Genomic DNA, 12,771 nt, shown 5'->3' on the forward strand with positions numbered 1-12,771 from the left:
ATATAACTAATGTTTTTAGCTTTTTATATAATTAATTTTATGATCTCCTAAATTTATATAAGATTGCTATTTTATTTAAACGTTGTTTTAGACATTAAATTTGATTATTTCTCTTGCCAGCTGTAACGTTCTTCTTTCCATGGATCACCACGGTTATGGTAACCATTAGACTCCCAGAATCCTCTTTTATTTTCTGATATAAATTCTACGCCAGTTACCCACTTAGCACTTTTCCAAAAATATAGTTTAGGAACAACAAGCCTTAAAGGACCTCCGTGCTTTGAATTTAGTGGTATATCATTGTGCTTTGTTGCAAATAAAACATCATCTTCAAAAAAGTCTTCAATAGATAAATTAATTGTAAAATCTTTTTCTGCATGAATCATAACAAATTTAGCTTCAGGGAGAATTTTTACTACTTCTTTAATAGCAGAAGAGCTGACACCTTCCCATAAATTGTTTAATTTTGACCAGGAAGTTACACAGTGTATATCTGAAAAAACTCTACTCGGGGAAAGTGACATAAATTCTTCATAACTCAATTCTTTTTCTTCCTCAACCAGTCCAAATATCCGAAACTTCCATTTAGATGTATCAATTTTTTGCACTGAACCAGCCTGTAACACTGGCCATTCTTCTACTTCATGCTGGCCTGGAGGAATCCTATTTTTTCTTTTAGTATCATCACTAATAATTAAACTTTTATCTGCAAGTAAATCCTTAATTTTTTCTTCATTTAAAGTGTTATCATTCTTAATTTTGCCTTTAATTCCTCCAAATAACTCTTTCAATATTAATCCTCCTTTGATGCACTTAAGTTTAATAAATCTAATAATGTTTCTAAATTAGTTGTTGGAGTTTTGCATGTGTTATTTGAGCATATATATGCTGTAGCTTTATAATCATCCATTTTTTTAAATTCAAGAGATGGAATTATTTTCATTAATTCCCGATTATCACCATTATTTGAATTTAACACAACTGTTTTATTAGGGATAAAATTACGTCTAACAGCATTTAACATGGAATTTGTATCATCTGTTTGGGGATTTCCAGCTATGACTATTTCATAGGAAGGTCCAAATTTAAAATCAAGTCCACTTAAAAACTGTGTAAACCCGTTTGGTGTTCTGGCCACAGTTTCAGAAAAAACTTTTTCTATATTCAATGCTTTATGTTTAAACTCTTCATTTTCAGTTATAATGGAAAGTTTAAGTAAATTAAGCATCATAATGGAATTTCCTGATGGAATTGCTCCATCATAAATTTCTTTTTTCCTTAAAAGAACTGTTTCTTTATATTCTGGAGTAAAATAGAAGCCTCCATTTTTATTATCCCAAAAATGATCAAGAAGAGTTTTATTTAAAGATAATGCAGATTTAAGGTATTTTAAATCAAAAGAAGCTTCATACAACTCTAAAAATCCATAAATCAAGAAAGCATAATCATCTAAATGCCCATCAATTACAGCTTCACTATCTCTGAAACGGTGGTAAAGACGATTATTTTTAATTATATTTCTAATTATGAAATCTGCAGCTTTAACTGCTGCATTTAAATATTTTTCATTAGAAAAAACTTGAGCACCCTTTGCAAGGGAAGCTATCATAAGCCCGTTCCAGTCTGTAAGTATTTTATCATCTTTATGGGGAGCTAAACGTTTCCTACGAACGTTAAATAACGTATTTCTAATTTTTTCTATTTTTTCTTCTAATTCTTCCTTGGAAATGCCTAATATTTCAACCATATCATCAATTGAATTTTTAATGTGCAGTATATTAACTCCTGTTTTTTTACCAGTGGATTCATCAGTAAAATTACCTTCAACTGTAATATTAAACAGTTTAGAAGCTAAATGGGCATCTTTTTTTTCAAGAACATTAAAAATTTCGTCATTACTCCATAAATAAAATTTTCCTTCAACTCCTTCGCTATCTGCATCTTCAGCCGAATAGAAACCACCTTCTGGAGATTGCATATCTCTTATTATGTAATCAAAAATTTCAAACGCCTTTTTTTTATATTTTTCATATCCTTTAGCTTGAAATGCTTCAATATAAACCATGGAAATCAGGGCTTGATCATAGAGCATTTTTTCAAAATGAGGAACCAACCATTGCTTGTCTACAGAATAACGATGAAAACCAAAACCTATATGGTCATAAATTCCCCCATTACCCATAGAATCAAGGGTTTCAACTACCATACTCAATGCTTTTTCATTTCCAGTTCGTTTCCAGTATCTAAGTAAGAATAAAAGGTTGTGGGGTGTTGGGAATTTAGGGAATTCTCCAAATCCTCCGTAAACATCGTCAAAATTATTTAAAAGGAGATTATATGCATTATCCAGAATTTTTATTTCTAATTCATTTCCTGAGGGGATATCAGAAATTTTTTGGAGATTATCTATAATTGTGTCTGCTGAATCATTAATTTCATCCAAACGAGTATTCCACATTTCTCTAACATTTAAAATTAAATCTTTAAGCCCTACCATTTTATAATGGCTTTCTTTTGGAAAATAAGTTCCTGCAAAGAATGGCTTTTTGTCTGGAGTCATTATAATGGTTAATGGCCATCCACCACTTCCAGTTATCATCTGGCATACAGTCATATAGATATTGTCCAGATCAGGCCTTTCTTCACGGTCTACTTTAATATTAACAAAGTTTTTGTTCATTAAACTGCTAATTTCAGGGTCTTCAAAGGATTCATGGGCCATTACATGACACCAGTGACATGTTGAATATCCAATAGATAAAAAAATAGGTTTATTCTCATTTTTTGCTTTTTCAAATGCTTTATCGCTCCAAGGATACCAATCCACAGGATTTTCTTTGTGTTGAATTAAATAAGGACTTTTTTCATTAATTAAATGATTGTATTTAATTTTTGATTTTTTATTTTCATTATCCATACTCAATCTCCATTAATTAGTCTAAATAATCATATTTGGGCAAATAACATGCTTAAAAACATTAATTAAATATCTAAATTAATTTATGAATGGGTTTGATTGATTATAAACTGATCAAAAGATAAATTTCATTTCTTAATGATTTATTGGATTATTGTAATGATTTAAATCTTTTATTTATTGATACAACATTTGTTGTCACGATTATATATTTTTTTTTACACTTCTATTTTAAGTACAAATTATAATATATTAAAAATCTAAACATTAATTTAGATTCACTAGATGCAAATACTATATATAAATATTTTCAGGTGCAATATGGTTAAACTGGACTTATTAAATTAAATTCATTATTTGGAAGTGTAATCTCTTAAATTAATACAGATTTGAATTATATAATCGATAAAAAAAAGTTATGGTGACTTAAATGAGCCTTATAATATCATACATAGGAAGCAATGGTTGTGTAATAGCGGGAGATAAACGTAGAATTGGTTTTGTCGGTGATAAAGATAATAGAGAAAAATTAGAGAAGTATCTTTATTCTGGTGCTATTCAAACAGATGACGAACTAATTAAAGTGGCAAAAGAACTTGAAATATCAATTAAAATATCTGATGATGCCCAAAAAGTTCGAAGTATTGATAATAACGTTGTAGTTGGAGAAGTAGCTTCCAAAACACCCTTTGAAGCTAGAAGAAAAAGAATTTATGGAGCTACAAACGGATATATCATTACAGAACTTTTAGGATCAAATATTGATAAAATGAAGGATGGAGACAGTTCCATAATTGTTTTTGGAAACAAAATAACTAAAAAAATGGCAAATGAATATCTTCAAGAACATTGGAAATCTAAATTAAATTTAAATGATGTTTCAACTATTTTCCAGAAAGTTTTAGAAGAAGTATCCGCTAAAACCCCGTCTGTAAGTAAAGAATTTGATATTGTCACTAAACACAGTAATTTAGATAAAAAAGAAGCTCAAAAAGTTTTAAGAGAAACAATTGTAGAGGATGTAAAAAGGCTTCAAAAATGGAGAGAAGAATTAAAAGAACAGCAAATGAACGTGTCTAAAACTATGGAATTAGCATCAAAAATAGTAAATGAAGGAATTATAGGTCAAATTAAAAGTATTGAAGGCAATAAACTTTTTGTTACTTTAAATAATAATATACAAGCTTTTGATGTTCAATGGAACATGGTTGCAGGGCCTGGAGATTTAATTGAAATGAACACTGACGATTCTTCAAGTTTAAATGTGGGAGATATGGCAGTTATTCAAAATGAAAACCTGTGCATTGCCCGAACAAAATCTCCCATCCAATGTGATGTTATACTCTGTAAAATAGAATAATTAAGAATTAAATTAACAATTAACTCATAAAGGTGAATAAATGAAACTAACTGTACTGGGAAGTGGTGGCGGACGCTTTCGCCACAATAACACAGCGTAGAATGACCGGCGGCTTGAGAATAGACGGTCTCGATGGAAAAAACATCCATATTGATCCAGGGCCTGGAGCATTAGTAAGAACATACCAGTTTGGGCTGAATCCACTTAAACTGGATGCGGTCTTAGTATCTCATTCACATACAGATCACTACAGTGATGCTGAAGTCCTTATAGAGGCCATGACTCGGGGAATGACCAGAAGAAAGGGCAGTTTAATGGGAAGCAAAAGTGTAATAGAGGGGTATAAACAATTTGGGCCATGTATTTCAAAATATCATTTAAGTAAACCAGATGTTTCAGTTTTAAATCCAGATAAAACTGCTAAACTGGATAATATTAAAATTAAGGGAACAAAAACTGTTCATGGGGATCCAACGGCCGTAGGATTTAATTTAAAGACAAAAGATTTCTCCATATCCTACACTTCTGACACCGAGTATTTTGAGGGACTCTATAAATACCATGAAGGTGCAGATGTGTTAGTTGCAAGTGTAATAAGGCCAAAAAATGAGCGAATACGGGGACATATGTGCACAGAAGATTTTATAACTCTTGTAAATGAAGTTTCGCCTAAATTTGCCATAATGACTCATCTGGGAATGAAAATGTTAATGAATGATGCCAAAGGAGAAGCAAACATAGTTAAAGAAAAGACTGGAGTCAATACAGTGGCTGCTTTTGATGGTATGAAAATTAATCTTTCAAATTTTGTGTCCCGGCAAAAAACTCTTTATGAATGAACCTTATTAAAAACAAAACATTATAATTTCTATTTATGATTTTTTTATTTCTTCTAATTCTTTTTCTATTTTATCTAATTTTTCTAAAATATTATTCAAAGATTTATTCTGTTCGTCAATTTCATTTTTTCGTTCTTTTTTTACCTCTTCAATAAGAGAAGATGCTATAGCTGCAGTAACCCATCCTGTATATCCTAATCCGACCACTATTGCTATAACAGCTATTAATTTTCCTATTCCAGTATAGGGAACTATATTTCCATAACCAACTGTTGACATGGTCACAATCATGAAAAATGCTGAATTATCAAGGTTTGTGGCCTGTGGATTAACTGGAGATTCCACCCAAAAAAAGAGCATGGACCCAAATATAAATGTGATTACAAGAACAAACGTGGCATAATCCAGTTTTGTTTTTCGGCTAAACTTTATTATTTCTTTTATTTTTAATATATATTTAAATAAAGCATAAATTCTTACTAAAAACAATATTATAATCAGTAAATAAGTGTTTGGAAAAATTAAAATAACGATATATGCCAATGGCACTATGGCAAAGATTTCCATCCAATTCTGGGTTAAATACTGATTTTTATTTTTTTCTTTATTGATAACTATTAAAGTACGGACAAGTATCAAAAATGAAACAATCAGATCGAATTTAACCAAGCTTAATATGGATGGTTTTAAATTTAAAGCAAAATCTAAGGTCATAAAAATTAAAATTACAATATCAATAGATATAAAAAGGAATAAAAGAGCATTGAAGATTAGTTTAAAATTTCTTTGCATAGTATCATCTTAATTTCTATTTATCTATGAGTTCCTTTTTTTTTTGGGTTTTCCAGTTTGCATTTTCTCTACATACGTAAATAGGCTGCTTTGTATTTGCTCGTTGGTCATGTTTCCAGCTAAGCCTGATGATTCAACGCCTACTGTAAGGCCGCTAAATATTCCAAGTAAAAGTAAAACTCCTATTAATGCGGTTCCGACAGAATAACCTAAATTTTTAAAGGCATTCAAGAAACCAGAAGCATCACTTTCTTGATCACTTCGTACTGCAGACATGGTAAGGTTAGTTAGCTGGGAAAGTAAAAGACCTACTCCAACACCGAATACAACAGTTCCAGGAACAATATCTATTATTTGAGTATTTACATTAAATACTCCACCTAATATAAATGTTCCGGCTGCTGAAATAAGGAATCCCGTCATCAATATATACTTAGATTCTAATTTTGATGATAATTTTGCTCCGATTAATGAAAAGAATAGTATAGTTATTGATGCAGGTAAAAGGGCAACACCATTCATGAATGCGTTGAGTTTAGTGACCTGTTGAAGAAATACTGGAATTATGAAAAGGAATCCAGCTAAAGGTATTTGTTGTATAACTGAATTTATATTGCCTAATCCAAATATACGGTTTTTAAGAAGAGATATATCTGAAAGAGGCACTAAACCTTTATTGATCCGCCTTCTCTGCCATAATAAAAAGATTACAAATAAAATTGAGCCTGAAATCATTAATACTTCTACATATATCCAGTAATCAGGTCTTGTAAGTAATAAAATACCGAAAACAATTAAAATTAAAGATATTATGGAAAGCACTGCTCCTACAATATCTAAATCTTTCCATTTTAGTGTTGGTTTTGATTCAGTTAAATAATGTCTGAAGATCAATATTGCAGCAATAAAAACCAATTCTGATCCAAATACAAGTCTCCATGTAAGGTATGTGGTAAAAATTCCACCTATTATAGGACCTATTGCAGCACCTACTGCTGCTATGCCTCCCCAAATTCCGAAAGCTGTGACTTTATCTTTACCTTCGTAACTGGCACCTACAATTGTTGTAGTTGCAGGTAAAATCATGGCAGCGCCGATTCCTTCTAAAATTGACCATCCTATCATAAGCATAGTGGCATTGACACTTAATGTGGCCACAATTGTTCCGCTAGCATATATTAATAATCCTAAAAGAAAGGTTTTCTTTCTACCAAGAATGTCTTGAATTTTACTTCCTAAAAGCATAAATGAAGCAATAATCAGGGCATATAAAGCTATTATGGATTGGATCACTGTTAATGTTGTATTTAATTCTACAACTAAAGTTGTTATTGCCACATTCATTGCAGATGAATCTAAAACAATTATAAAAATTGCCATACAGGCAATTATCACTACTCCCCATTTATATTGGTCTTCATTTGCCATTATATCATACCATCATTGTTACATAAATAGATAAGGGCTTGTTTGGCTTTAAAATATTATTTTGGCATTTGTGACTTTTCTATTTCTGCTAATTGTTTTGGACTAATAAAGAATAGGGTTACACCATCTATTATTAACCAAATTCCAATTAAAAGAGCTAAATAGTAGGGGTTCCATGCAAATGAGGCTAATAAAATGTATATTATACCTATTATTATTCCCACTGCTCCAATACCCATTCCTGCAGTTCCTTCTTTGGTGAAAAATGCCATTATACCTGATATGATTAGGAAGAAACCTGCAAAGAAAATCCAAAAGCTTGCTAAGAAGCTGAATGCAAGTATATTTCCAAATAAACCGATTCCACCAACTATAGCAATTAGGCCCAGGAATAAGAATGCAATGCTTGTAGCTTTGCTTTTACTCCATATTTCAAAGCTTTGAACCAATAGCCATATACCTAAAAGGATTATAGCAAATCCTGCAAGTACACTGGCCGTAAATACACTGAAAAGGGGAAATGAAATTACTAAAATACCTAAAATTATTGCTAAAATACCTAACAATATGTTTCTTTCTTCAGCCATTTTTTTTTATCTCCTACACTTAACTCAAACAAGCCCTAATCTAATGAAAATAAGTATGCTTTTTATTTAATTTAAATTTTTGCAATTAGCTTGATATATTGACTGTAATCAATCTTTTAAGTTTAGCATTTGGAAAATATACACTAAAAATAGTTTAATTAAATGGAAATTCATGTTAAAAATGTTTGAGGAAAATTATAAGTATTAATTTTTAGATAATAATACTATGTCGGTGATAAAATGGATAACGAACGTTTAATTTTTCCAGGAATATTAATAGCTGCAGTAGTGATTATTGCTATTTTAGTTGCTAGTGTTGTGGGAAACAGCACATTTAGCAGCGGAAACATGTATTTTGAATATCCTAAATCATGGAATCAAGATCACGCTGTAGGAAGCTTTGATGGCAGTTCCTTGTACAGTGAAGTCACGTTAACGGCAAATATTCCTGATGATCAAAGTCCAACATCATATATTGTTATTCAAATTCAAAAGAAGGCCAAAGGAACATTGCAGCTTCCGGGAACAAACGAAATAGTGATGAATACAACAAATTCAACTATTGGAACTACCAATATAGGAAACATCAACGCGACCCAATTAGGAACATACGGTCCTAGTATAGCTCAAAAAGTCACAATCATAGAAACTAGCGATAGTTACATAGTTCTTGAATATATTTGCCCATTAAATGCAGTAAATCAGACTGAAGAAAGCTATAATATGATCTTAAAAACATTGAAGTTTCAAAAATAAATCAATTTTTTTTATTTTTAATTATTTTAAATTTTTGAGATAGAAATCTTATTATAATCTACAAGGACCAATAAAACCTGATCTAATCAGATGATCCACAATAATAATTGCAACAGATGATTCTGCAACAGATGTTATTCTTGGACAGATGCAAGGGTCATGTCGCCCTTTAATCTCTATTTTAGTATTCTCCTTCTGTTCAAGGTCAACAGTTTGCTGAGTTTTAGATATGGAAGGAGTAGGTTTAACCGCTATTCTTGCAATAATAGGCATACCATCAGATATTCCACCTAATATGCCGCCTGAATTATTTGTTTTAGTTTTAATTCCATTATTATCTATTTGAAATTCATCATTCATCGTAGAGCCTTTTAAACTTGAAGATTTGAATCCCAAACCTATTTCAACGCCTTTAACTGAACCAATTCCCATTAAAACTTTGGCAATATCTGCATCTAATTTGTCGAAAACAGGTTCGCCAAGACCAGCAGGAACATTTAAGGCAATGATTTCAACAGCTCCACCAACAGAATCTCCTTTCTCTTTTAAATCAAGGATTAGTTCTTCCATTTCCTTTGCAGCTTTTAAATCAGCACATCTAACAGCATTTTTTTCAATATTTTCTTCAATCTGGATTAAATCGACAGGTTCTGATTCAATTTCCCCAATTTTTGTTACATGAGCTATTACTTTGATATTTAATGTTTCTAGGAGTTTTTTTGCTATTGCACCACCTATTACATGCCCTATGGTGGTTCTTCCACTTGCTCGGCCGCCTCCCCTGTAATCATAATGCTCATATTTGGTTTCCCAGCAGTAATCAGCATGCCCTGGTCGTGGTTTTCCTCGAAGAGCTCTGTAAGCTGAAGAATCCATGTCTTTATTGTAAACAACTGCTGCAATGGGTGTTCCATCGGTTTTACCTTCAAAAATTCCGGATAAAACTTGAACTTCATCAGTTTCGCCCCTTGAGGTTGTAACCTTGCTTGTGCCTGGACGTCTTTTATCAAGTTCCTTTTGAATATCCTTTTTTGATAATTCCAGTCCTGCTGGACAGCCATCAACAACTGCTCCAAGAGCAACACCGTGACTTGAGCCGAATGTTGTTATTTTAAATATTTTGCCGATTGTGTTTCCTGACATGAATTCACATCCATTAATAACTCTTTTAAAAGGTAATTTCAATTCAATTAACTTGAAATATATTCATCTAATGGATATAATATCTGGTTTAACCTTTATTAATATTAATACAATAAAAAAATTATCTAATTTTTGCATATAATGCTTGATTATAAATCTGACCTGATTTTAATACACTATTTCTTAAAATACCTTCAAGAATAAAACCATTTTTTTCAAGAACTTTTCTTGAGCCTATGTTATCTTCAAGAGGTTTGGCGAAAATTCTATTGAGCGTTCGACAATCCCCGATTTTCGATGTTGAAGGAAACTCTGTTTCCTGAACCGCAAAACCTTTGGTTTTGCAGGCATCAAAATCGTCGGATTTTGACAGTTTCAATTCATTAAAACCATATTCTAAAATTTCTTTTAAGGCCGAAGATACAATTCCACGTCCCCAGTAATTTTCTCCCAGCCAATAACCAACTTCTGCACTAATTCTTTCGATATCTTCACCAATTGTAAGTCCTATGCCACCTACAGCTTCATTATTCACAGTTATTGCAAAATTACATATTGGATCTTCATTTTCTGCAATTTTTATCCAAAATTTCCCATCATCAACAGTATAAGGATATGGGAATATATCACGCATATTACTGGCTATTTTTGAATTATTAGCATTTTCTATTAAACTTTCAAGATCAGAATCTTTCCACCGCCTTAAAACACATTTATCGCATTTAATTATCATCTTTTACTCACTGCCAAATTTTATGAGATTAATTTATATCTTCTATTGAAATTATTTTTCCTTCTTTAAACTTAAAAATAGTAGTATATTGAAGTCTGATTAAATCATGCTTTTTAGGCCCGTCAGGTATATCAACAGCTAAAACACCTTTAAAATCAACATGGTTTTCTACCATATCATCTCCAAATTTTTGTTCAATTATTTTCATTTCTCTTTTTTCAAATAATTCAACTGGTTGATCTATTTGATTTTTAAAGGCTATTTTTCCATTTAATTCTACAGTGACTTCTTCACCTGCAATATTTTTGAATACCACATCTCTGTGAATATTTTTAAGCATTCCCTCTACATCAAATTCATTAAAAGATTTTATATATTGATCGGTAATTCTTTTCATTAATTTTTCTTTCATATTTGTGCCTCTTTCAGTGGAAAATACATCATCAAGGTTTTTACCAAAGAATGTTATTAATATAAATTAATTTAAATTTAACTAAACCAGTAGAATTTTATAAATTGTTTGTATTTGGGTGAAAAAATGCATGAGAAAATAATTGGAATTTACCAGAAACTCTACCAAATTTATGGTCCGCAAGGTTGGTGGCCGTTAATTAGTCATGCTGGAACTAATCCAACTAAAACAGGAGCTTTTAGAGGTTATCATCCTCAAAATTATGATTTACCAAACAATTCCAATCAAATTTATGAAGTGATTCTCGGCGCTATTTTGACCCAGAATACATCCTGGCTGCAGGCAGAAAAAGCATTATTTAACCTAAATGAATTAGATGCAATAGAACCTCAAAAATTATTGCAGTTAGATGATGAAACACTTAAATTAGCAATTAAATGTGCTGGATTTTTAAATCAAAAAGCAACTTATTTAAAAGAAATAAGCAAATTTTTCATAGAACTTAATGGGCGAATTCCCACAAGAAAAGAGTTAATTGCAGTTAAAGGAGTTGGAAACGAAACAGCAGACTCCATCATGCTTTATGCATATAAGCAGCCGGAATTTGTTGTTGATGCCTATACAAAAAGGATATTTGTTCATTTAGGGTTTGCAGATGAAAATATAAAATATTTGGAACTAAAAAAATTGTTTGAATCAAATTTACCTGCTGATGTTGCAATTTACAATGAGTATCATGCGTTGATTGTGGAGCATGCTAAAAGATATTACGGTAAAAAGCCTTATGGAGTAAATGACCCGTTAATACAGCATATATAATTATAATAAAATTGTTTCAAATGTTATTCGATATTTTAAGATAATTAAAAAGAAAAAATGGAAGAACATAAAATGTCAAAAATCACATTTTCAAATATCAGTGTAAAAATTATTAAATCAACATTTAAAAGTCGTTTTACTCTTGCAAAGGTCTGTAGGAAAGTACCGCCACTTGCAAAGGTTGTAGACAAATTGTTCTTTGAAGGTGACGATATACTGGTACTTCCCAGGGATTCTGTTATTAAATCGAATAATAAATCTTCATTTGAAGAGATTGAAGTAAATACAGATATTGAAATCCCAAAAGACATATTCCTTCCAAGTGAAGTTCTAAAAGAGATGATACAAAACTCCAGATATCATTTTATTATGGATTCATGCATATGCAGAGTTTCAACGGATTGTAAAGATTATCCTCATGATATTGGATGTTTATTTTTAGGTAAGGGATCAAAAAGGATATCTTCTAATTTAGGAAGAGTAGTTTCAAAAACAGAGGCCCTGGAACATGTTGATAAATCTCAAGAAGCAGGATTAGTGAATATTATTGGTAGAAACAAAATTGACAGTGTATGGTTGAACACAGGCCCTAAAGAAGAACTTTTATCAATTTGCAGTTGCTGTCCTTGCTGCTGTTTATGGAAAATGACTCCTGAACTTCCAGAAAATCTTGGTGAAAGCATTTCTTCCATGGTTGGAGTTGAAATAAAATTCAATGAAGATCTTTGCAATGGCTGCGGGAACTGTGCAAATGATATTTGCTTTGTAGAAGCAATCTACGTTGAAAATGGAAAATCAAAGATAGATATGAAAAAATGCAGAGGCTGTGGTCGCTGCGCTGAAATTTGTTTAAAAGGTGCAATAATAGTTGAAATGGATGATAATGCTGTTAAAAATTCAATTGAGCGTGTTAAGCCATTGGTGGACATAGAATCGGAATGATTCTAAAAATTAAATTTCAATTGCAATAATTATTTATAAAATC

The 12,771-nt window shown here is 31.3% G+C and carries 13 protein-coding genes; 5 read left to right on the forward strand and 8 right to left on the reverse strand.

What is annotated here, in order from left to right:
• Nucleotides 1–104: 104 nt before the first annotated feature.
• Together HZC47_06905 and HZC47_06910 are read right to left on the reverse strand one after the other, a co-directional pair.
• Entirely contained in the window at nt 105–692 is a 588-nt protein-coding gene (locus tag HZC47_06905; GenBank protein MBI5680601.1) for a sulfite oxidase-like oxidoreductase, read from the reverse strand.
• A gap of 101 nt (nt 693–793) precedes the next feature.
• Nucleotides 794–2,917: a thioredoxin domain-containing protein gene (locus tag HZC47_06910; GenBank protein MBI5680602.1), complete on the reverse strand. Its 2,124-nt coding sequence runs from the start codon at nt 2,915–2,917 to the stop codon at nt 794–796.
• 430 nt (nt 2,918–3,347) lie between these two features.
• Between HZC47_06910 and HZC47_06915 the strand changes: the two genes are divergently transcribed.
• Together HZC47_06915 and HZC47_06920 are read left to right on the forward strand one after the other, a co-directional pair.
• Entirely contained in the window at nt 3,348–4,277 is a 930-nt protein-coding gene (locus HZC47_06915) for a DUF2121 domain-containing protein (protein MBI5680603.1), read from the forward strand.
• 65 nt (nt 4,278–4,342) lie between these two features.
• Nucleotides 4,343–5,116, forward strand: coding sequence for an MBL fold metallo-hydrolase (locus tag HZC47_06920; GenBank protein MBI5680604.1), 774 nt, complete (start codon nt 4,343–4,345; stop codon nt 5,114–5,116).
• 33 nt (nt 5,117–5,149) lie between these two features.
• Here HZC47_06920 and HZC47_06925 read toward each other — a convergent pair whose 3' ends face one another.
• Genes HZC47_06925 through HZC47_06935 form a run of 3 tightly spaced genes read right to left on the reverse strand, consistent with a single transcriptional unit; the run spans nt 5,150 to nt 7,923 of the window.
• Nucleotides 5,150–5,908: a two pore domain potassium channel family protein gene (locus HZC47_06925; protein ID MBI5680605.1), complete on the reverse strand. Its 759-nt coding sequence runs from the start codon at nt 5,906–5,908 to the stop codon at nt 5,150–5,152.
• Nucleotides 5,909–5,932: 24 nt separating this feature from the next.
• The gene (locus HZC47_06930; GenBank protein MBI5680606.1) at nt 5,933–7,336 is read right to left on the reverse strand and encodes an MFS transporter; all 1,404 of its coding nucleotides are present in this window, start codon (nt 7,334–7,336) and stop codon (nt 5,933–5,935) included.
• 56 nt (nt 7,337–7,392) lie between these two features.
• Nucleotides 7,393–7,923 carry a DUF308 domain-containing protein gene (locus tag HZC47_06935; GenBank protein ID MBI5680607.1) on the reverse strand — a complete coding sequence of 177 codons (531 nt, stop codon included), beginning with the start codon at nt 7,921–7,923 and terminating at the stop codon, nt 7,393–7,395.
• Nucleotides 7,924–8,163: 240 nt separating this feature from the next.
• Between HZC47_06935 and HZC47_06940 the strand changes: the two genes are divergently transcribed.
• Complete coding sequence (locus tag HZC47_06940; protein MBI5680608.1) at nt 8,164–8,679, forward strand: hypothetical protein; 516 nt, start codon at nt 8,164–8,166, stop codon at nt 8,677–8,679.
• Between the two features lie 51 nt (nt 8,680–8,730).
• Here HZC47_06940 and aroC read toward each other — a convergent pair whose 3' ends face one another.
• The 3 genes from aroC to HZC47_06955 form a co-directional block, all read right to left on the reverse strand.
• Complete coding sequence (aroC, locus tag HZC47_06945) at nt 8,731–9,822, reverse strand: chorismate synthase (GenBank protein MBI5680609.1); 1,092 nt, start codon at nt 9,820–9,822, stop codon at nt 8,731–8,733.
• Between the two features lie 121 nt (nt 9,823–9,943).
• Nucleotides 9,944–10,555 carry a GNAT family N-acetyltransferase gene (locus tag HZC47_06950; protein ID MBI5680610.1) on the reverse strand — a complete coding sequence of 204 codons (612 nt, stop codon included), beginning with the start codon at nt 10,553–10,555 and terminating at the stop codon, nt 9,944–9,946.
• A 28-nt stretch (nt 10,556–10,583) separates the two neighbouring features.
• Nucleotides 10,584–10,967, reverse strand: a complete 384-nt coding sequence (locus HZC47_06955) for a nuclear transport factor 2 family protein (protein ID MBI5680611.1) — start codon at nt 10,965–10,967, stop codon at nt 10,584–10,586.
• 126 nt (nt 10,968–11,093) lie between these two features.
• On the opposite strand from HZC47_06955, the gene HZC47_06960 reads away from it, so the two are divergent.
• On the forward strand, nt 11,094–11,786 hold the full coding sequence (locus HZC47_06960; protein MBI5680612.1) for an endonuclease III domain-containing protein: 693 nt from the start codon (nt 11,094–11,096) through the stop codon (nt 11,784–11,786).
• 72 nt (nt 11,787–11,858) lie between these two features.
• The gene (locus HZC47_06965) at nt 11,859–12,728 is read left to right on the forward strand and encodes a 4Fe-4S ferredoxin (protein ID MBI5680613.1); all 870 of its coding nucleotides are present in this window, start codon (nt 11,859–11,861) and stop codon (nt 12,726–12,728) included.
• Nucleotides 12,729–12,771 lie beyond the last annotated feature (43 nt).

Origin of the sequence: Methanobacterium sp., assembly GCA_016222945.1 — an archaeon.
Lineage (GTDB): Archaea > Methanobacteriota > Methanobacteria > Methanobacteriales > Methanobacteriaceae > Methanobacterium_D.

Bases quoted from the DNA above. Each gene is read 5' to 3' on its own strand.
- HZC47_06910 (MBI5680602.1), bottom strand. From the start codon at position 2,917: ATGGATAATGAAAATAAAAAATCAAAAATTAAATACAATCATTTAATT.
- HZC47_06915 (MBI5680603.1), top strand. From the start codon at position 3,348: ATGAGCCTTATAATATCATACATAGGAAGCAATGGTTGTGTAATAGCG.
- HZC47_06925 (MBI5680605.1), bottom strand. From the start codon at position 5,908: ATGCAAAGAAATTTTAAACTAATCTTCAATGCTCTTTTATTCCTTTTT.
- HZC47_06930 (MBI5680606.1), bottom strand. From the start codon at position 7,336: ATGGCAAATGAAGACCAATATAAATGGGGAGTAGTGATAATTGCCTGT.
- HZC47_06935 (MBI5680607.1), bottom strand. From the start codon at position 7,923: ATGGCTGAAGAAAGAAACATATTGTTAGGTATTTTAGCAATAATTTTA.
- HZC47_06940 (MBI5680608.1), top strand. From the start codon at position 8,164: ATGGATAACGAACGTTTAATTTTTCCAGGAATATTAATAGCTGCAGTA.
- aroC (MBI5680609.1), bottom strand. From the start codon at position 9,822: ATGTCAGGAAACACAATCGGCAAAATATTTAAAATAACAACATTCGGC.
- HZC47_06950 (MBI5680610.1), bottom strand. From the start codon at position 10,555: ATGATAATTAAATGCGATAAATGTGTTTTAAGGCGGTGGAAAGATTCT.
- HZC47_06955 (MBI5680611.1), bottom strand. From the start codon at position 10,967: ATGAAAGAAAAATTAATGAAAAGAATTACCGATCAATATATAAAATCT.
- HZC47_06960 (MBI5680612.1), top strand. From the start codon at position 11,094: ATGCATGAGAAAATAATTGGAATTTACCAGAAACTCTACCAAATTTAT.
- HZC47_06965 (MBI5680613.1), top strand. From the start codon at position 11,859: ATGTCAAAAATCACATTTTCAAATATCAGTGTAAAAATTATTAAATCA.